Below are 20,036 nucleotides of genomic sequence, written 5' to 3'. Positions count from 1 at the left end.
CGAAATGGGATAGAATTTTTAAAGACTAAGTTGCGTTAATTTTGTATTTTAAGATACAATTTATCAGACAATCGGACTCTAAAAGGTACTTCAACCGTTACTTTGTCACCTTTTTTTGCAGTTGAATGTTCGGTTCCATTCACTAACATTTTTTCTAGAATCAACTCTTGATTTCCTGTAGTTGGTCCAGAAATTATTAACGTGTCACCGATCTTAAATTCATTATTTTCTATTATAAAAAGACCTACTTGTGCTTTAACGTAATAATGCTCGACTTTGCCTAAAAGGACTTTTTTTACTTTTATTTTTTGACGAATATCAGTTGTTTTTGAGGCTGTGGCCAAAGCAGTATCCGAAAGTTCGCCCGAATGTTTGAATTTTAAATTTTCTGATTTTCCTTTTCGGAATACTTTATTGCCTACTTGTTTACCGCGACGTAATTTTATTTGTTCTTCAACTGGAAGATGAATGGTTTCTAAACATTCGGTAGAACAACAATTTTCCATTGCGGCTTTGCATTCGTCACATTGAATGAATAATAAATGGCAACCGTCATTAGAACAGTTAGTATGGTTGTCGCACGGTTTCCCACATTGATGGCATTGCGAAACGATATCGTCTGTAATTCTTTCGCCTAAGCGGTGGTCAAATACAAAGTTCTTTCCAATGAATTTACTTTCTAAGTTTTCTTCCTGGATTTGCTTGGCATAATTGATAATACCGCCTTCCAGTTGGTACACATTTTTAAAACCTTGGTGTTTGAAATAGGCCGATGCTTTTTCGCAACGAATACCTCCTGTGCAGTACATTACCAAGTTTTTGTCGTCTTTATGGTCTTGTAATTGCTCGTTGATAATGGGTAAACTTTCTCTAAAAGTCTCCACATCGGGAGTAATGGCGCCTTTAAAATGACCGATTTCACTTTCGTAATGATTTCTAAAATCGACCACAATGGTGTTGGGGTCATCTAAAATTTGATTGAATTCTTTAGCTTTTAAATGCACACCAATATTGGTTACATCAAAAGTTTCGTCGTTCAATCCATCGGCTACAATTTTATCGCGGACTTTTACGGTCAATTTCAAAAACGAATGATCGTCGTGTTCTACGGCCACATTCAAACGAATGCCACGCATAAAATCATAGGCTTCTAAAGTTTCGCGAAAGGCTTCGAAATTCTCGGCAGGCACCGACATTTGGGCGTTAATTCCTTCTTTGGCTACATAAGTACGACCAAGCGCATCTAATGCATTCCAAGCAACGAATAAATCGTCTCTAAATTTTTTAGGGTCTTCAATTTTGGCATACGCATAGAAAGACAAAGTAAGTCTTTGTTTGCCCGCTTGATCAATCAGCTCGGCTCTTTCTTCTGCGCTTAAGGTGTTGTACAGTTGCATGCTATAAACGTTTAAGTGAGAAATTATGTAGGAGTTCTAATTGGAAGAACTCGGGTGCAAAGATAATATTTAACCACAAAGCCCACAAAGGTTTTTCACAAAGTGCGCAAAGATTTTTTTTGAATTGCCAATTATTATAAAAAACAAACCGAAGATTCGCAGATTGGTATTAAAAATCTGTGAATCTGCGGTAAATAATTTTCTTTGTGACTTAGCGCCTTTGTTGCTAGTCTAACAAAACTCAGCCAAAATAGTTCATAAATAAAAAACCATTAAGGTATTAAGCTTCATTAAGTTTTGACTTAATTTTCTTGATTTCTTAATGGTTTAGAAAAAATCTTTGTGACTTAGCGTCCCTGCCTGCGGCTGGCAGGTTTGTGGCTAGTCTAACAAAATTCAGCGTAAGCGTCTTGTAAGTTTTCAGCAATTAATTCGGCTGGACGACCTTCAATATGGTGACGCTCTAACATGTGAACTAATTCACCGTCTTTGAACAAAGCCATACTTGGCGAAGAAGGAGGGAAAGGAAACATGTGTTGACGCGCTGCATCTACTGCTTCTTTGTCCACACCTGCAAAAACCGTTACTAAATGATCTGGTTTTTTGGCACCTTCTAAACTCATTTTTGCTCCTGGACGTGCGTTTCTTGCAGCACAACCACAAACAGAATTCACTACTACTAAAGTGGTTCCTGCTGCTTTGATGGCGTTTTCAACAGCCTCAGCAGTATGTAAATCTTGAAAACCAGCGTCAACTAATTCCGCTTTCATTGGTCTTACCATTTCTTCTGGATACATAATTATTATATTAGATTTATGATATACGATGTTAGATTTTAAAAAATCTTAGGCAAAGATAAATAGAAATTGTGTCTTTAGAATGATTCTAATCATAAAGATTTGTTATCGTTACATAGCTAAATTAAAAATGAAATAGCCTTTTCAGCAAAGCAGTAATAAAAAGTCCTTTTGGGCATTTCCAAATGACTTGCAAATCTTCCCAAAACGAAGTTTCTTCATCCAAAAATTTGAAGATAAGTTGCGGATTTCCTTTTTGGAAAAGGGCAGAGAAAATAGCGGCACCCGTTTCATTTTTTTGATCTAAAATGTCTAAAAGGAGTAAATCGTACCACCAGAATTTAGTCTTTTTATATAATTTTCTAAAATCAGTTTGGGTTTCCAAAAACGAAACCAGTTGGCTCGACTTTTTGTCGGCATTTTTAAAAGTGTAGCCTGTGCTGGCTTTGGTCCAGCCACCTGCAGTTCCAATATTAATCGCATTTTGGGTATTGTGTTTCCAAAAAGGATAGCAAGTCATTGGTATAGTTCCAGCTTCTTTTTCGAGAATTTGGTATTGGCGAATACCTAATTTATGAATGTAGTTCTCGATTTCGGTTTCATATTCTTTTTTCGAAAGTAACTCTTTTGAAAACAAAGTATATTCCAATAAGGCTTCCGTTTCAGAAATAGGTAAAACATACATAAAGCGCGTGTTGCCTTTTTGTTCCACCGAAAAATCCATAAAAGTAGCTTGCTCCCGATTGAAAACAGGCGCTTCGGTTTGGATAAACCAACCTACAAAATGCTGTTGCAACAAGGGATATTTAGACTGATTAGCTGCTAGAGAAGGATTGTAAATCGAATTAAAAAGTTGGCTGCACGAAAAACTTTGGGTTTCGGTTTTCACCAAGACGATACTTTCTGATTCTTCAATTTCGACTACTTTTTCTTGGACGAAATCAATATTTTTTTGCTTTGCAATCAATTCCAACACCTGATTGTAAAAATCCAATCCTTGAATTTTATTGTATTGGTAAGGACGTAACTCTAATCTCCTTTGGAAATCAGCATTGGCAAACAAAGCCGAATCCCATTTTTTCGAAATACTAGGTCCCCAAATAGATTTGTTTTCTGACCAAAAGCACCAAGTTCGGTCATTCGTTTGTTTGGTGTTTTCGTCCAAAAGCAAAATGCGTTTGTTTTGAAATTTTCCAGACACGACCATTTTATACACCGTCATCAAAGCGGATAAGCCTGCGCCCGTAAAAATGTAGTCGTATTGTTTCATATGTTTTTCGAAAATTCCATTCAAAAGTAACCAATTTAAAAGAAAATTAAATTTTAAATCGGAATGAATAACCTAGAGCAACAAAATATTTTGGAGCATTTTCGGTTAGCCCAATCCCAGCTGAAATATCCAATTGATGATTAGGGTTCCATAAGTAATTAAAACCTCCGTCTAGGCGATGGTTGCCTAAATATATTTGAGGTAGAAAACCATATAACTCAATATAACCACTTGTTTTTTCTGAAAAAGAATAGGCTGTGGTTAGTGTGTAAATAAAAGTTGGAATACCTGTGTCTCCATCCCATTCAGCTCCAATGTTGTAACTCAAAGTTTGATTTGGAGTTAAAGTGTGTTGCATTGTAAATCGAAATGCGGGTGCGGAATATGGAGTTTGAAATATTGTTGAGGCTACTTTTGGCAAATGAAAATGTCCAATAACAGCTAAAGTTGGCAGTATTCCTCTTTCTTTTAAAAGTTGTGATTTAAATCCTATCGCAATAGGAGTAAATCCTGAATTTTCATTAGTAATTTCAGAAGTTATAAGATGTTCGGTAATCAATCGTAATTCAAAACGTTCGTTAATACCGAATTTGGATAACATAGTAGGAAGACTCATTTTTGTAGAGTGCGTGTTGGTTTTTTCATAAGGAAAACCAATTTCAAATTGTAAAAAATGGGTTGGTGTTATGAAAGGACATTCTGTTTGATCGGGGCGATCCGTTTGAATTGGGTCTGTATTTTGCGCAAAACAGCCAGTGGCAAGTCCCATTAAAAACACTATTTTATACAGAATGATTTTCATTTTAGATTTATTTAATTAAAAATTTAGACAAATCTAAAAAAAATATTACTCTAATAAAAATTGATTATTGTATATTTGCTTTAATAATTTATTTTTTAGCTATGAGCAAATCTTTAGAAGAGGTCAATCAGTCTGTTTCAACTCAGAACAAAACGTCTGTTTTTAGAAAAATTCTTGCTTTTTTTGGACCGGCTTATTTGATTAGTGTGGGTTATATGGATCCTGGAAATTGGGCGACAGATATTGCGGGCGGAAGTCAGTTTGGTTACGCTTTGTTATGGGTTTTATTAATGAGTAATCTAATGGCTTTATTACTACAAAGTTTAAGTGCTAGATTAGGAATTGTGACGCAACGTGATTTAGCACAAGCTTCAAGAGAAACGTATTCTAAGTTTATTAATTACATTCTTTATTTTTTAGCAGAAATAGCCATTGCAGCCTGTGATTTAGCGGAAGTTTTAGGGATGGCAATTGGGATTAATTTATTATTTGGAATCCCGTTACTTGAAGGGGTTTTGATTACGGTTTTGGATACGTTTTTACTGCTCTTTTTAATTAATAAAGGTATCCGAAAAATGGAAGCTTTCATCATTGTGTTGGTGGCTATCATTGGGTTTTCGTTTATTTTCGAAATGATTTTTGCACAACCCGAAATGGGCAAAGTAATTTACGGTTTAATTCCGTCTATACCTAATGAGTCGGCTTTGTATATAGCTATCGGAATTATCGGAGCTACCGTAATGCCTCATAATTTATATTTGCATTCTTCGTTGGTACAAACCCGAAAATTTTCCCGAACCGATTCGGGAATCAAACAAGCATTAAAGTACAATTTTATTGATTCTACCATTGCATTGAATTTAGCTTTTTTTGTCAATGCCGCCATCTTGATTTTGGCAGCTGCCACATTTTATAAAAATGGTATGTATGAAGTGGCTGAAATTCAGGATGCTCATCGATTTTTAGCACCTCTCTTGGGAACACAATGGGCGCCAATTTTATTTGCAGTAGCCTTGATAGCAGCGGGTCAAAGTTCCACTATTACAGGAACTTTAGCGGGTCAAATTGTGATGGAAGGCTATCTTAATTTGCGAATTCAACCTTGGGTTAGGCGTATCATTACCCGATTAATTGCGATTGTTCCTGCAGTTATCGTTATTTTAATTTATGGAGAAAGTGTCACTGGGAAATTATTGATTTTGAGTCAGGTAATCTTGAGTTTACAATTAGGTTTTGCTATAATTCCGTTAATCCATTTTGTGAGCGATAAATCAAAAATGAAAGGATTTCATATCTCTAAAATGACTCAAATTGCAGCTTGGATTATTGCGACTATAATAGTTTCTCTTAATGCCAGATTGGTTTATGCCGAAATTAGTGGCTGGTTAGAAACCACGAATCATCCTTTAATCTTATGGGTAACTGTAGTTCCGATTGCTGTTGGATTTTTGTTTTTGTTACTTTATATAGTCTTTAAACCTTTTATTTCAAAAGTGAAGCTGCATATTCATAATCATTCGCCTCATCTGATGGCGTTGAAATTTTCGGAGTCCGAATTTCAGCATAAAAAGAATATTGCTATTTCTGTTGATTTTTCTTTTGCTGATGAAGTTGCTTTAAATAGTGCTTTTGAACTAGGCGGAATGGAAGCAAAATATACTCTTATTCATATTGTAGAAACTGTTGGAGCCATTGTGTATGGTAAAAATGCCGACGATCATGAAACTACAATCGACGAAAAACTATTGCAAGAGTATGAGAAAATGTTAAATGAAAAAGGGTTTCAAGTTGAAACTATACTTGGATTTGGCAGACCTAATACGGTTATTCCAGAAATTGTAAATCAATCCGATTTTGATATTTTAGTTATGGGAACTCATGGTCATACGGGTTTAAAAGATTTACTTTTTGGTACCACTGTAGATAAATTACGTCATAAGATTTCGATACCTTTGTTAATTGTAAAAAAATAATCTGTAAACTCAAAAGAATGACTTTTTCAGAAGAAAATTACCTTAAAACTATTTATCATTTAACCACTTCTTTATCCACGGAGATAAGTACAAATGCTATTGCTGAAATGATGGAAACTAAAGCATCATCAGTGACCGATATGCTTAAAAAATTAGCAGAAAAAGACCTGGTTCATTATAAAAAGTATCAGGGTGTTTTTTTGACACCAAAAGGGAAATTGGCGGCAAAGATGATTGTGAGAAAACATCGTTTGTGGGAAGTATTCTTAGTTGAAAAGTTGGCTTTTTCTTGGGATGAAGTTCATGATATTGCAGAACAATTAGAGCATATTAAATCCGAACAATTAATCAATCGATTGGATGATTTTTTAGGAAATCCAACCGAAGATCCTCATGGTGACCCTATTCCGGATGCCAATGGTCAAATTATTAAAGTGGAAAAACAGCTTCTTTCTGAACTTTCAGAAAAACAATCAGGAATTTGTGTAGGCGTAAAAGATACGTCTTCGGAATTTTTAAAATATCTAGACAAACAAGGCATTGCACTAGGTTCTACTATTGAGATTTTGACAAAAGAAGTTTTTGATTCGTCACTAAAAATAAAAATAGACGGAAAGGAAGTGACTATTTCCAATAAAATCGCCACTAATTTGTTTGTGAAAATAGTTTAGTTACAACCGCAATCGCCATTACCACAATTCTTGTCTGATTTTTTCTTCCAAAAATATTTTCGAATCAAAAAAGCAATGGCCAAAATCAGTATTCCAAAAGCTAGAATTTCTTGAGTCATAATGTGCTATTTTAGAATTTGAAAAGCAATCAAAGCCACTAAATAGGCTAGTCCACTCATGAAGATTAATTGCCCTAAAGGCCATTTCCAAGAGTTGGTTTCTTTTTTAGTGATGGCAATGGTACTAGCGCATTGCATGGCAAAAGCGTAGAATAATAATAACGAAATTCCTGAGGCAAAATTGAATATTTTTTGACCTGTTTCAGGATTAATTTCGGCTTGCATTTTGTTTTTAATCGTATTGTCGTTGTCACTATCTCCCACACTATAAATCGTGGCTAGTGTTCCAACAAAAACTTCCCTTGCTGCAAACGAACTAATAATAGCTACTCCAATTTTCCAATCGTAACCCAAAGGAGAAATAACAGGCTCAATGGTTTTTCCCATCAATCCGATATACGAATTTTCTAATTTTTGCGAAGCGATGGCATTTTGTAATTCAGATGCATTCAAGGGCTTAGCAAGATTTTTCTCCATTACGATTTTTTCAGCATTATTGAATTTTTCACCTGGTCCATAAGAAGCCAAGAACCACAATACAATGGAAATGGCCAAAATAATTTTCCCTGCTCCAAAAATGAATGCTTTTGTTTTCTCGATGACATTGATGGCCACATTTTTGAACATTGGCAATTTGTAATTGGGCATTTCTACAATAAAGTAGGTTTTGCCTTTTATCTTCAAAATTTTATTCAAAATGTAGGCCGAAAATATAGCCATTCCAAAACCTAAAAGATACAATAACATTAAGGTCAAGCCCTGCATGTTGATGACTCCAAAAATGCGTTTTTCAGGAATAACTAAGGCAATAATAATAGCATAAACAGGTAGCCTAGCAGAACAAGTAGTAAACGGAGTGACTAAAATAGTAATCAATCGTTCTTTCCAGTTTTCAATGTTTCGAGTTGCCATAATTGCCGGGATAGCACAAGCTGTACCTGAGATTAGCGGTACAATACTTTTGCCTGACAAACCAAATTTTCGCATAATCTTATCCATCAGAAAAACGACGCGACTCATGTATCCGCTTTCTTCTAAAATAGAAATGAACATAAAAAGAAAAGCGATTTGTGGGATAAAAATCAAGATCCCTCCAATGCCCGGAATGATACCTTGCGCAATTAAATTTGTCAATACGCCGGCAGGTAATTTTTCGCTAGCCAAAGCACTCAAAGAGGCAAAAGAGTTGTCAATAAAATCCATTGGAATTTTGGACCATTCAAAAATGGATTGAAAAATTCCAAAAAGAATAAAAAAGAAAATGGCGTAGCCCCAAACTTTATGTGTTAGCACTCGGTCAAGGATAGAACGAAAATCTTTGGCAATACTATTATCAATTTTCAACCCTTCTTTCAAAACATCATTGATGAACTGATAACGTTTTATAGTTTCTTTTTGTTGTAATCGTTTTAAGTCAGAATGTGATTTGGTATACGAATTACGAATTTCGTTTCGATCCAAATTTAAGAAATTGACGTCCTGAGTAATTACCAACCATAGTTTGTACAATAATTGATTCGGGAATGTTTTGCGTAACGACTCAAAATACTCTTCGTCTATTATAGAAGCGTTCAAACACGGTTCTTTCGGAATCGATTTATAGCTGACGATGAGTTGTTTTAACTCTTCAATTCCAGTGCCTTTTCGCGAACTAACTAAAGCTATTTTTGTTTTTAGTTTTTCTTCTAGAAACGGAATATCTAAAGAAATTCCCTTGTGTCGCATTCTGTCTGCCATATTGATGACTAAAATGGTCGGAATTTCCAAATCTTTTATTTGGGTGAAAAGCAGTAAATTACGTTTTAAATTCTCGACATCAGTCACCACCAAAGCAACGTCTGGGTACAATTTGTCGTTCTTGTTCAATAGCAGCTCAATCACCACATTCTCATCAATGGAACTCGCATTCAAACTGTAGGTGCCAGGCAAATCAAGAATGTTGGCTTTGTAATTATTAGGTAATTTGCAAAAACCCATTTTCTTCTCCACCGTAATGCCGGGATAATTCCCCACTTGTTGATTCAATCCTGTAAGTTGGTTGAAAACCGAAGTTTTCCCCACATTTGGATTGCCAATTAGCGCTACATTGATGTTGTGACTGCTTAACATTAGTGGTTTTCGATTAAATCAACTTCGATTTCTTTGGCGGTTTCTACTCTAATGGCTACATGAGAACCGTTAATATTTAGATACAAGGGGTCGCCAAAAGGGGCAATTTGAAGCAATTCAACCACGTTTCCAGGTAAACATCCCATCTCCAATAATTTCAAAGGAACAGCATCAACATCAAATTCTTTGATGATTGCTTTTTCGCCTTTTTTGAGAATATTTAATGTGGTGCGCAAACCTTATTTAGATTGAATTAAGATTGCAAAAGTACAGATTTTAATAGTAAACCAAATGATAAATATCATTTTTATACTAAAAAATCAATCAAAAAGAAGTTTTATTGTTCTGATAAAAAGGCAATATCTTCGATGAGGCGTTGGACGTCTTCTTTATTTGTTCCGTCGTAGAATCCGCGAACGCGTCTTTTTTGGTCTACCAGCACAAAATTTTCGGTGTGTACCATGTCATATAGCTCTGAAGGTTTGCCTAGTTTTACTGCTAAATAGGATTTTCGCGCCATAGTATATATGGCTTTTTTATCGCCTGTAACGAGGTTCCATTTGCTATCGTCAACATGATGTTTGATGGCATATTCTTTTAAAACAGGAACGCTATCCGTTTCGGGGAAAACGGTATGAGAAAGTAACATGACTTTCGGGTTGTTGATAATCGCTTTTTGTACTTCCTCTAAATTAGTGGTCATTTTTGGGCAAATCGAACCGCAGGTGGTGAAAAAGAAATCGGCGACATAAATTTTACCTTCATAATTCTTTTGAGTAATGGTTTTTCCATTTTGGTTCACAAAAGAAAAATCAGCAATCGTATGGTATTTACTCACATATTGTACCGCACTATCCACCAACTCTGGATTCACATCAGCAGGGTTGTAGATGGGTAAGGTTTTAGCCGGTTTTAAAGCCGAATAAAACAAAGAAATAGTAACAATTGAAAATACAATTAGTACGCCAAAGAAAATTCTATATCTGTATAAAAAAGATTTCATCTTATAAATTTGATGCAAAAATACGAAATTCAAAAGTGTATTTACAGAATCAATTTTATTAAAAAATCACATTAAAAGCAATTGTTTAAATAATTTATCAATAGATTTGTCATATCACTTTAAAATTATCAATAATGAAAAAGTTATTTAAGAGTACTATGCTTTTTGTAATTCCAGCGATGTTATCGGTTACAGCAACTCAAGCTCAGACTGTAACAGAAAACAAACAACCTGGAATTAATCTAAATTTTATGGATCAAAAGGTGAAACCAAGCACCGATTTTTTCCGTTTTGTCAATGGAACTTGGTTAGATAATACTCAAATTCCTAACGATAAAACACGTTGGGGAAGTTTTGATGAATTACGTCAAAAAACAGACGAAGATGCTTTGGCTATCTTGAAAGAAGCGGCAAAAAACCCTATTTATAAATCGAATACAGACCAAGGGAAAGCAATCAATTTGTACAAATCTATAATGGATACTGTTAGTAGAAACAAGCAAGGATATGCTCCATTAAAACCTTACCTCGCGAAAATTAATGCGGTGAAAAACACTGCCGATTTGCAAGCTTTGTTAACTCAAATGGCACCTGTAGGAGGTCTTGGTTTTTTTGGTGTTGGTATTGGTGTAGATGCTAAAAACAGCAACAGAAATATCATTAATGTGGGCCCAGGTAGTGTAGGATTGCCTGATAGAGATTACTACGTTTCTGAAGATGCTGATTCGAAAGAAAAACGAGCTAAGTATGTACTTCATGTGGCCAAGATGTTGCAAATGATAGGTGAAAAACCAGCTGAAGCACAGTCTCAAGCAGAAAAAATACTAGCTTTTGAAACCGCGATGTCAAAACCGCGATTTGATAGAGTGGAACGAAGAGATAGAAGAAAATCATATAATCCAATGACGGTTAAAGACTTACAAAAATTGACGCCGTCAATTAATTGGGATAGCTATTTAACGCAAATTGGATTACCTAAAACCGATTCATTAATTGTTTCTCAGCCTAAATACCTAACGGCTTTAGAAGGTATTTTAAAAGAAAATAAAGTAGAAGATTGGAAGGCCTATATGCGTTGGACGCTTTTAAATAAGTCAGCGGGTCAATTGTCAACTAAATTGGGAAATGCCAACTGGGAGTTTTATGGAAAAACCCTAACAGGAGCTGTAAAACAAAGACCACTTGAAGAACGTGCACTTCAAGTGATTAATGGCGCTATTGGCGAAGCTTTAGGGAAATTATATGTAGAGAAAAAATTCCCAGCTGAAGCCAAAGCCAAAGCAGAGAAAATGATTAAAAACGTATTCTTAGCTTTCGAAAATAGAATTAATAATTTGGCTTGGATGTCTCAAGAGACCAAGAAAAGCGCGATTGCTAAATTGAAAAAATCAAGAATCAAAATTGGTTATCCAGACAAATGGGAAGATTATTCTGCATTGGTAGTCAAAGCGCCAGCTGAGGGAGGAACGTACTTTGAAAACGTAAAAAACCTTTCGCAATGGTCGTTCAATGAAAATTTAGCGGAATTGAAAAAACCGGTTGATAAAGAAAAATGGGGAATGTCTCCACAAACGGTAAATGCGTATTACAATCCTTCGTATAACGAAATTGTATTTCCAGCGGCGATTTTGCAACCCCCATTTTATAATTATCAAGCAGATGAAGCTGTTAATTATGGCGGAATTGGAGCTGTAATCGGGCATGAGATTTCTCATGGATTTGACGATTCAGGAGCAAGATACAATGCTGATGGTAATTTAGTAGATTGGTGGACAGCAGACGATTTGAAACAATTTACAGCTCTAACTGGAGCTTTGGCAGCACAATACAGTGCATTACAACCCTTGCCTGGAACTTTTGTAGATGGTAAATTTACTTTAGGAGAAAATATTGGAGATTTAGGAGGCGTAAATGCGGCGTATGATGGATTGCAATTGTATTTGAAAGCCAATGGAAATCCTGGATTAATCGACGGATACACTCCAGAACAACGTTTCTTTATTTCTTGGTCAACCATTTGGCGTTCAAAAATGAGAGACGAAGCTTTGAAAAGTCAAGTAAAAACAGATCCACACACTCCAGGAATGTACCGTGCCTATGTACCATTACAAAATGTAGACACGTTTTATCAAGCCTTCAATATACAGCCTACTGACGGAATGTATATCGCTCCTGAAAAGAGAGTTAAAATTTGGTAATCTTGAATTATAAAAAACAAAAAAACCGATTAGCAATAATCGGTTTTTTTATTTTTATTCGATAGGAATACACAAGTCTACAATGCATTTTTTCTCCGGATGCTCATTGAAATTATTGTGGATTATTTCAAATGGATTTTCGTCTGCTTTTTTATATCCATTTTCATTCATCCAAATAAATAGGGATTGCCAAGACTTCCCAAAATCATGAGGTGCTATCTCAAAATGACCTACGATGCATTTTCCTTTTGGAGTTGCTGTTAAACCAATTTCGCCAGTCAGTTCAATCGGTGATGGAAGCAAAAGACAAGCGCTCATTCGTACTTTATCAGGTTCGGTTATTTTAAAACTATCGTGATAAATACGCCCCATTTTTAGATTTTCTCCAACAAGACCTTTAGGAATTGCCCATTGGAGTAATTTTCCATAAGCAGCATCTAATCCTTCGGGACCAATCTGAGTGATAAAAGCCCAATCCATTTTAGGGAGTTCTTTAATTTCAATTGTAGCATTCATTTGTATCCATTCTTTTAGGTTAGTAAGGGTACAAATGTATTCTTCTGAAGCGCTATTTTCTTTTCCTTTCTTGCTATTCGTTTTGCTAATCTTGCTAAATGAATTGAAATGAGACTTTCTAAAACCGCTTGGACTTTGTTTGTAATATTTCTTGAAGGCTCTTGTAAATGTAGCATTACTACTAAATCCAAATTGTAAAACAAGCTCAGCAATGTTTACGTCTTTCTTATGCATCAGTAATGAAGCTGCTTTTTCAATCCTTTTGCGAGTCACATATCCATTCAAAGTTTCATTAGTTATTGACTTAAAAAGGCGGTGAAAGTGAAAAGGAGAATAAAAGCCTAGTTTAGCAATAGTTTCTAAAGATAAATCGCCACTTAAATTGTTGTCAATATAAGTCAATATTGTATTCACTCGCTTGATGTATTCTTCACTCATTTCTTTTAGAATTAAAAAACTACTTCCTCACTGTTATGCTCTATTTTTTCTCAAGGATTGATTTACTACATACAAACCAATCAGAGTAATACTTCCACCGATAATGATAGGAAAGGTTAATGACTCATTGAAAATAATAGTGCCTAAAAGCACTGCTACTATTGGATTTATATAAGCATAAATGGTACTAATATGAGCAGGAAGATGTTGTAATGAATAGATAAAAGCTGTGAAAGTGAGGATTGAACCTACAATAACTAGATACCCTATAGCCCACCAAGAAATGGCAGGAATAGTATCTAAAGGTACAGCGGTACCCGTAGCTCCTGTAAAAGCAAATAGAATAATACTCGAAATAAACATTTGTAATCCTAAACTAAAATAAGGATTGAAACTAGCTGATTTTTTCTTGGTATATAAAGTTCCAAAGGCCCAAGTTACAGTAGATATTATGGACACAATAATTCCGAATTGGAAATCAGGCGATAGAAAGTCATTTAAATGGTCATAAAATACGATGCAAACACCACTAAAACTGGTTATTAAACCAATGAAAGTTAAACGAATTAAACGTTCTCCTCTAATCAATGAAATAATCGCCACCCATAGTGGAACGCAAGCACCAATAATAGCGCCTAATCCACTACTAATGTATTTTACCCCCCAAGTACTGAGTCCATTGCTTAGCACAAAATTTAGTGCAGCCAAAATGAAAATCGTTTTCCACTGTTTACCCTTGGGCCAAGGTGCTTTTCGAATGGTGAAAAAAATGATATAAAGTAATCCAGGTATAAATTGTCGGATAGCAGCGAGTTGCAAAGCGGGCATGTGTTTCACACCTTCTTTGGAAGCAATCCAAGTAGTACCCCAAAAAAACTGACCCAACATAGGGCTAAAATGGGCAAACCAATAGTTTTGATTTGGTTTAGAAAAGCATTTTTTATTCGGGTTCTCACGTTATAATCTTGGTTTTATAAAGGAATATTGCAGGTATTTAATGAGTTTGTCATTCAAAATCGTTTTGCCTGCAATGGAATTTGAAGCAGCAAATTTAGGCAAAGCCAAATTCAAATCGGTTGCTTTTTGAGTATAATATTCTTTTCTACTTGGGTGAAAAGGCGCTACAGCATTAAAAATTTCATTCCAAGAATTTAAGGCTATAATTTTTTCAATACTACCAATACAATCGTCTTGATGAATTAAGTTAATGGGTGCGTCTGGGTTTTCAATATTTTCTCGTCCCGATAAAAACCGAACCGGATTTCTATCCTCTCCAATCAAACCTCCAAAACGCAAGATGGTCGTCTCAAAATGGGTGTTTTTTTGCAAAAGACTTTCTACAATTACCAGTTGGCGCCCACCTTCTGTGTCTGGGTTTAAAGGAGTGTCTTCAGTAACGAATTCATTATCCTCGCCATACACTGAAGTCGAACTCACAAAAAGCACTTTTTCAACCGTTGATTTTTCAATAAAAGGAAGTAAAGTGGCTATTTTGGCAACAAAATTTTCAGTTGAATTGCCTCTTAATTTAGGCGGAATGTTCACAATTAAAATTTGGCTATGAGCCAAAAAATCAGCAACAGATTCACTGATTTTTTCTTCTTCTAATTGTACTATAAAAGGCTCAATTCCTGCCGATTTTAAAATAGATACTTTCTCTGTTGAGGTAGTCGAACCTTTTACCAAAAATCCGTTATGAACTAAGGCTTTCGCCAAAGGGAAACCTAGCCAGCCACAGCCTAAAATACTAATTTGCGCCATATTGATTACCTCTTAAGGTACTTTAGGAGTTTCGATTTCTATCCCAGGTTTTGGTTCGGTCAGACTATCTTGAACTACAGGAACGGCTACTACTTTTTTCATCTCCGTTTTCACTACAGGTTTTGGAATAATTTTTTCTTGAATCACAACTGCGTCATTCAAAACAAATGGAGTTGGCATCATCCAATTTTGCCTTTGAATCATTGGAAACAAGGCATTGCGCATCAAGTCAAATGAACTTTCTAATAACTCCATATCGAAAGGAACTAGCTTATCTATGCTGAATTCCACTTCTAGCGGTTCATTCCCTACTACATAATAACTCAATATTTTTTTCCCTTTTTTACGGTCGTATTTAGCGCCTTTTTGTCCAATAGCTTGAACGCCATTTGCCTTGAAATTATAAAGAATCATTTCTTCGGAAGCAAAAATATCATAACGATTCACGTTGCGATTGGGTGTAATTCTAATTTTTAATTGGCGTTGATTACCTACTATTTGATCTTTTAAAAACTCGATGGTAGGTTGAGCCAATTCTTTTTTAGGCGCCTCTGCAGCGTAGGTAAAACCGGAATTGTATTTGCTAAACAACGGCGTGTCTTTCATAAAATCAGCATTTTGAGGATGGTTCCCCAAATAGTTTTTAGTCCACGGGTCTAAATTGGTGTCATAAGTTACCCAATTGGCTTTTTGGGTGTCGGCATTATAGATGTAGAGCAAGCTATTGGATTTGGCTTTGCCTAATTCATAACCCGATTGCACGTGCGCTTTTGCAAAAAAGACACCGGCAATCGCCAAAAACAATAATGACCACGATCCTTTTTTGGCGTAAGCCCCAAAAACCGGCAACAGCAATCCAAAGGTCAAAGCGGTCAAAATAGCGCTTCCAAAAAGCACTTTAAGTCCTAGCCCAATAGGGAACATTTGAATGAATGGTGCAATAATTAAAAGTGCAGGAATACTACAAATTAAATTGAGTAGGGCATTTGATTTTTGCGTCAGAATAAAAAATCCAAAGGCAATCAAACCAAAAAACACCGGAATAATTAAAAACCCAGCTCCTTTTAAAGCAAAGGCCAATCCGCAATTAATCAATATCCAAAGGAAAAGGGGTGCCACAAAATGATTCATTGTGGTTTTCTTCTCTGAGAAAAAATGGTAAAAGATAAAACAAATGGCTAAAGTTAAAGCTACAAATCCTGCAATATAAGAATGACCGTTGTAAGTAAATCCGTTGAGTAAGTCATTGTATTGCGGATAGTAATTCAGCAACAACTTCCAACCAAAATAAGCCAACAATCCGCTAGTAAGTGTAGCACCCAAAAACGGAATACCACCTTTGCCAATTTCTTTGAATGATAAAATGCGCTTTCCAACTCCTACGAAAACCAAGAGCACAAAAAGTCCTAAAGCAATCAATACCATTGGTACAATCCAACTAAATGGATAACTGACAAAAGTAAATGGTAGGGTAAAATAAGCGTAGTCTTCTTTGGAAACAGTAGCGTCAAAATTGGCATTAGCAAAATAATGCAATAAAGGCATTAAATACGTGCCTTGATGTTCTAATGTTTTTTTGTTGAGGTGTTTGCTATCGTCTTGTGCGGTGTGGTAATTGTAGTGATCGTCGATGAATGCAAAATTATAACCTTGGATATTGCCTTGTTCTCTAAAAACAGTCAAGTCGGTATCGTTGGGTAGCATTTTATAAATACTATACATCAAGGAATTGGAAGCGGGAAGCGGCACTTTTGCGGCAGCAAATTCGTGTACCAATCCGGCATTTCCACCATTGGTTTCCATCAACATATAACTAGGGCCTGATGAGCCGCGCGCTTCAAAGTTCAAAACGACCCCCACTTCTTTTGCCCATTGATGCTGGGTAACAAAGAGCGCTGCGCCATTCAAACCCAATTCTTCGGCATCAGTGAAGAGAATGATGATATCATTTTTGTGTGCGGTTTTGTTGTATAAAAATGTTCGGACACTTTCTAAAATGGTAGCTACTCCCGAACCCGCATCGCTGGCGCCTAAGGAATACGAATGTGGCGCACTATCATAATGCGATAAAAGCAATAAGGCTTTGGAACTATCGGTTCCTTTGATTCTTGCCAAAAGATTTTTTGATTTCACCAAATTCCCCCAATCACTTAACGTATAGCCTTCTTGTATGGAAGTTTCCAATCCTAATTTTTGCAATTCCTTTAGTAGATAATTAGCTACTTCTTCGTGGTTTTTAGAACCTACAAAATGAGGTTGACGCGAAATAGCTCTCACTTGTTTGAAAGCTCTTTGGGTAGAGAATTCGGTTAGCGGACCTTCTTCACCCGATGTCCATTGTGGCATCATAGTAAGAAAGGCTAACGCAAGAATCGCTAGCAGGAAAAGGAAACTGTAAAGAGCAGAATAATTTTTTTTCATTGGAGGTGGCAGATTTGGGTGTGGTATTAAATATCTTTTTTAACAAGCATAAAATAGTCGTTTTCTAAAGCCATATAGCCTTGGTCGTACAAGAAATAGTAGGTATTTCCTGTTTTGGTTTGCAAAATATTGGTGAAATAGTCAAAATCAAATCCTTTACTCAATAATTTAGTTCGGGTAGTTTTGGATTTTCCTTCGGTATTCAATTCACACAAAATGCGATAATTTTTACGCAATTTGTTGTTGATGTTGCGCATAAAATTGTTGCTGTCTTTGTTGATTTTGTTGTTGTATGCATTGCGACAGCCATCGCTGCAAAATTTTTTGTCTTCACGGCCAATAATTTTATCTCCGCATTCTAAACAGCTTTTATTCATAAGATTGGGATTTTTTGACTTAAAATAGTGTATAATGCGCAATAAATATATTTAAAATCTATCAAATATATCAAATATTTTCCATTTACAAATGTTTACAAATAGTTACAACCGAAAGTAAATAGTTAGTAACCGAATAATTTTTAGAACCTCCTCCATCTTTGCACTGTTGATTGAAACGAATCAGTTAACTCATTTTATTTTAACCATTTAAATTTATACGCCATAAAATGAGCATTTTCCTTAGGCAAAAACTTAATGAAATGCGAATTACATAAAACATTAATTAACAAATATTTAAGCCTTATGAAAAACAGAGTACAATTAATCGGAAGAGTAGGTCAAGATCCTGAAGTTAAAAACCTAGAAGGAGGAAAAAAAGTAGCCACTATCACAATCGCAACGAATGATGTCTATTACAAAGACAACGGAGACAAAGTAGAGCAAACCGAATGGCATCGCGTTACGGCTTGGGGTAAAACGGCTGAAATTATAGAAAAATATGTAACCAAAGGAAAAGAAATCGCCATTGAAGGCAAATTAACACACCGCACTTACGAAGATAAAAATGGAGAAAAACGGTATGTAACCGATATCGTTGCGAATGAAGTGCTGTTGTTAGGAAAATAGATATTCCAAGAAGTAAAGGGGGTGACTAAAAAGCAATTTATTTGTCAAACTGAACTTGTTTCAGTTTCTAATATAATTATAGATTCCGAAATAAATTCGGAATGACAAGATCAGTGTTTTTTAGACACCCTTTTTATTCATTCATCAATTGTTGTAATCGCTCAATAAATAAACCAACGTGGTAGCCATCAACCAAACCATGATGCACATGAACGGATATTGGTATTGATTTTTTACCATTTTCTTCGGTTAGTTTTCCAAAAGAAATTTTAGGGCAACTGTCTGGCCAAGTAAAACTTCGTGCATGAGACAATGAAGTAAAATTAATCCAAGGCAAGGCCGAAAAATGAATCAAATTATCTGGATATTCTCTTGTAAAAATTCCTGTGGTAGTTTGAATACGTTCAATTTCAGTTTGTACGATTTGTGCAAAATCAATCGGGTCTTCAGCAGAAGCCATATACGAAAAGCCAAACGTTTTGTCTTCTCGCATCACTGTTGCCGAAGCATCAATCACGTCAAAAAGATAGACTTCGTCTTCAATAATTCGGTACCGAAAATTCTCAATCGCATTCACTGCGGCCAAGGTTTTATGAAGGTAATAGCTAAAAAATGAAATGCCAAGGGCTTTCGCTTTGGTATACGCTTGAGTACAATCTATTGTGGTGGTAATGCCATAAAAAGGCTCATCCATTTGTTTGAAAAACAAAAAATGTTCTTTTCGGTTCCAAGTGTCAAGGTCTAGTTTTTGTTTCATTATTTCTATAGCTTTCCCCGTTTGTGAAATTCGTGTTATTGTAGCAATTGCAAAACGTCGGTAATTTTTTCAAAAGCACGGAAATTCTCGTGTTCAATCTCAAAATCGATTTGTTCGTATTCCCAAGTAGTATGATACGGAATATGAACAGCGTGTCCGCCAATATTCAAAACAGGCAACACATCTGATTTTAACGAATTTCCAATCATTAAAAAGTCAGCTGCTTGACAATCCAAACGGCCTAACATTTTTTCGTAATCCAATTCGGTTTTGTCGCTCATCACTTCAATATGATGAAAATAAGCGCCAATTCCTGATTCGTGTAATTTTCGATGTTGGTCTTTCAAATCGCCTTTGGTGGCTACAATTAACTTATGAGTTCCTTTTAATTGTTCCAAAACGGCAATTACATCAGGCAATAACTCCACTGGTTTTTGCAACAGCTCTTTCCCAATGTGAAGGACTTTCTCAATATTTTGTCCTGAAATGTTATGATTAGTCAACTCTAAAGCCGATTCAATCATAGACAACGTAAATGCTTTAATTCCGAAACCGTATAAAGGCAAATTGGTAATTTGATGATTTAATATAAGTCGTAATAACTCTTGTTTGGACGCGTAACCACTAAATAATTCACAGAATTTATCCTGCGCCTCATCAAAATAAGGTTCGTTGTGCCAAAGCGTATCATCTGCATCAAAAGCTATTATCTTTGGGTTCATAATTTTTATTTTAAAGACAGATTTTACGAATTTCTATAGAAACTATTTATGAGAATTCGTGAAATTTGTGTTTTA

General features: G+C 35.5%; 19 protein-coding genes. 4 read left to right on the top strand and 15 right to left on the bottom strand.

What is annotated here, in order from left to right:
- Positions 1-35 precede the first annotated feature (35 nt).
- The 4 genes from Q0L65_RS07940 to Q0L65_RS07925 all read right to left on the bottom strand — a co-directional run bounded on the left by Q0L65_RS07940 (position 36) and on the right by Q0L65_RS07925 (position 4,266).
- Positions 36-1,397 (bottom strand): rhodanese-related sulfurtransferase, encoded by a 1,362-nt coding sequence (locus Q0L65_RS07940; protein ID WP_296685063.1) that lies wholly within the window; start codon positions 1,395-1,397, stop codon positions 36-38.
- Between the two features lie 386 nt (positions 1,398-1,783).
- A complete protein-coding gene (locus Q0L65_RS07935; protein WP_264534095.1) occupies positions 1,784-2,194 on the bottom strand; it encodes a BrxA/BrxB family bacilliredoxin in 411 nt (136 codons plus the stop codon).
- 124 nt (positions 2,195-2,318) lie between these two features.
- Positions 2,319-3,464, bottom strand: a complete 1,146-nt coding sequence (locus Q0L65_RS07930; RefSeq protein ID WP_296685061.1) for a lycopene cyclase family protein — start codon at positions 3,462-3,464, stop codon at positions 2,319-2,321.
- Between the two features lie 46 nt (positions 3,465-3,510).
- The gene (locus tag Q0L65_RS07925) at positions 3,511-4,266 is read right to left on the bottom strand and encodes a transporter (RefSeq protein WP_296685059.1); all 756 of its coding nucleotides are present in this window, start codon (positions 4,264-4,266) and stop codon (positions 3,511-3,513) included.
- Positions 4,267-4,367: 101 nt separating this feature from the next.
- Here Q0L65_RS07925 and Q0L65_RS07920 point away from each other — a divergent pair, with 101 nt between their 5' ends.
- Both Q0L65_RS07920 and Q0L65_RS07915 read left to right on the top strand, forming a co-directional pair.
- Entirely contained in the window at positions 4,368-6,239 is a 1,872-nt protein-coding gene (locus Q0L65_RS07920; RefSeq protein WP_296685056.1) for an Nramp family divalent metal transporter, read from the top strand.
- 17 nt (positions 6,240-6,256) lie between these two features.
- On the top strand, positions 6,257-6,910 hold the full coding sequence (locus Q0L65_RS07915; protein WP_296685054.1) for a metal-dependent transcriptional regulator: 654 nt from the start codon (positions 6,257-6,259) through the stop codon (positions 6,908-6,910).
- Here the strand turns inward: Q0L65_RS07915 and Q0L65_RS07910 are convergent.
- From Q0L65_RS07910 to Q0L65_RS07895, 4 genes are all read right to left on the bottom strand, one after another.
- On the bottom strand, positions 6,907-7,029 hold the full coding sequence (locus tag Q0L65_RS07910) for a FeoB-associated Cys-rich membrane protein (protein WP_296685052.1): 123 nt from the start codon (positions 7,027-7,029) through the stop codon (positions 6,907-6,909). The genes Q0L65_RS07915 and Q0L65_RS07910 overlap by 4 nt on opposite strands.
- 6 nt (positions 7,030-7,035) lie before the next feature.
- The gene (feoB, locus tag Q0L65_RS07905; RefSeq protein ID WP_296685051.1) at positions 7,036-9,138 is read right to left on the bottom strand and encodes a ferrous iron transport protein B; all 2,103 of its coding nucleotides are present in this window, start codon (positions 9,136-9,138) and stop codon (positions 7,036-7,038) included.
- Positions 9,138-9,374, bottom strand: a complete 237-nt coding sequence (locus Q0L65_RS07900) for a FeoA family protein (RefSeq protein WP_296685050.1) — start codon at positions 9,372-9,374, stop codon at positions 9,138-9,140. The genes feoB and Q0L65_RS07900 overlap by 1 nt, the downstream gene beginning before the upstream one ends.
- 101 nt (positions 9,375-9,475) lie before the next feature.
- On the bottom strand, positions 9,476-10,141 hold the full coding sequence (locus tag Q0L65_RS07895; RefSeq protein ID WP_296685049.1) for an SCO family protein: 666 nt from the start codon (positions 10,139-10,141) through the stop codon (positions 9,476-9,478).
- Positions 10,142-10,275: 134 nt separating this feature from the next.
- On the opposite strand from Q0L65_RS07895, the gene Q0L65_RS07890 reads away from it, so the two are divergent.
- On the top strand, positions 10,276-12,339 hold the full coding sequence (locus Q0L65_RS07890; RefSeq protein ID WP_296685047.1) for a M13 family metallopeptidase: 2,064 nt from the start codon (positions 10,276-10,278) through the stop codon (positions 12,337-12,339).
- A gap of 54 nt (positions 12,340-12,393) precedes the next feature.
- Here the strand turns inward: Q0L65_RS07890 and Q0L65_RS07885 are convergent, their stop codons facing one another.
- From Q0L65_RS07885 to Q0L65_RS07865, 5 genes are all read right to left on the bottom strand, one after another.
- Entirely contained in the window at positions 12,394-13,293 is a 900-nt protein-coding gene (locus Q0L65_RS07885) for an AraC family transcriptional regulator (RefSeq protein WP_296685046.1), read from the bottom strand.
- 33 nt (positions 13,294-13,326) lie between these two features.
- A complete protein-coding gene (locus tag Q0L65_RS07880) occupies positions 13,327-14,181 on the bottom strand; it encodes an EamA family transporter (protein WP_366051505.1) in 855 nt (284 codons plus the stop codon).
- Positions 14,182-14,250: 69 nt separating this feature from the next.
- Positions 14,251-15,054: an SDR family oxidoreductase gene (locus tag Q0L65_RS07875; RefSeq protein ID WP_296685044.1), complete on the bottom strand. Its 804-nt coding sequence runs from the start codon at positions 15,052-15,054 to the stop codon at positions 14,251-14,253.
- 12 nt (positions 15,055-15,066) lie between these two features.
- Positions 15,067-17,475 carry a M28 family peptidase gene (locus tag Q0L65_RS07870; RefSeq protein ID WP_366051503.1) on the bottom strand — a complete coding sequence of 803 codons (2,409 nt, stop codon included), beginning with the start codon at positions 17,473-17,475 and terminating at the stop codon, positions 15,067-15,069.
- 26 nt (positions 17,476-17,501) lie between these two features.
- Complete coding sequence (locus tag Q0L65_RS07865) at positions 17,502-17,852, bottom strand: hypothetical protein (protein ID WP_296685043.1); 351 nt, start codon at positions 17,850-17,852, stop codon at positions 17,502-17,504.
- A 306-nt stretch (positions 17,853-18,158) separates the two neighbouring features.
- Here Q0L65_RS07865 and ssb point away from each other — a divergent pair, with 306 nt between their 5' ends.
- A complete protein-coding gene (gene ssb, locus Q0L65_RS07860; RefSeq protein ID WP_264534083.1) occupies positions 18,159-18,482 on the top strand; it encodes a single-stranded DNA-binding protein in 324 nt (107 codons plus the stop codon).
- A 133-nt stretch (positions 18,483-18,615) separates the two neighbouring features.
- Here ssb and Q0L65_RS07855 read toward each other — a convergent pair whose 3' ends face one another.
- Together Q0L65_RS07855 and Q0L65_RS07850 are read right to left on the bottom strand one after the other, a co-directional pair.
- Positions 18,616-19,239: a chloramphenicol acetyltransferase gene (locus tag Q0L65_RS07855; protein WP_296685040.1), complete on the bottom strand. Its 624-nt coding sequence runs from the start codon at positions 19,237-19,239 to the stop codon at positions 18,616-18,618.
- Positions 19,240-19,274: 35 nt separating this feature from the next.
- Positions 19,275-19,961, bottom strand: a complete 687-nt coding sequence (locus tag Q0L65_RS07850; RefSeq protein ID WP_296685038.1) for an HAD family hydrolase — start codon at positions 19,959-19,961, stop codon at positions 19,275-19,277.
- Positions 19,962-20,036 lie beyond the last annotated feature (75 nt).

It is taken from the genome of Flavobacterium sp., from assembly GCF_024642105.1.
Lineage (GTDB): Bacteria > Bacteroidota > Bacteroidia > Flavobacteriales > Flavobacteriaceae > Flavobacterium.
This window is presented reverse-complemented; position numbering and strand designations above follow the sequence as displayed.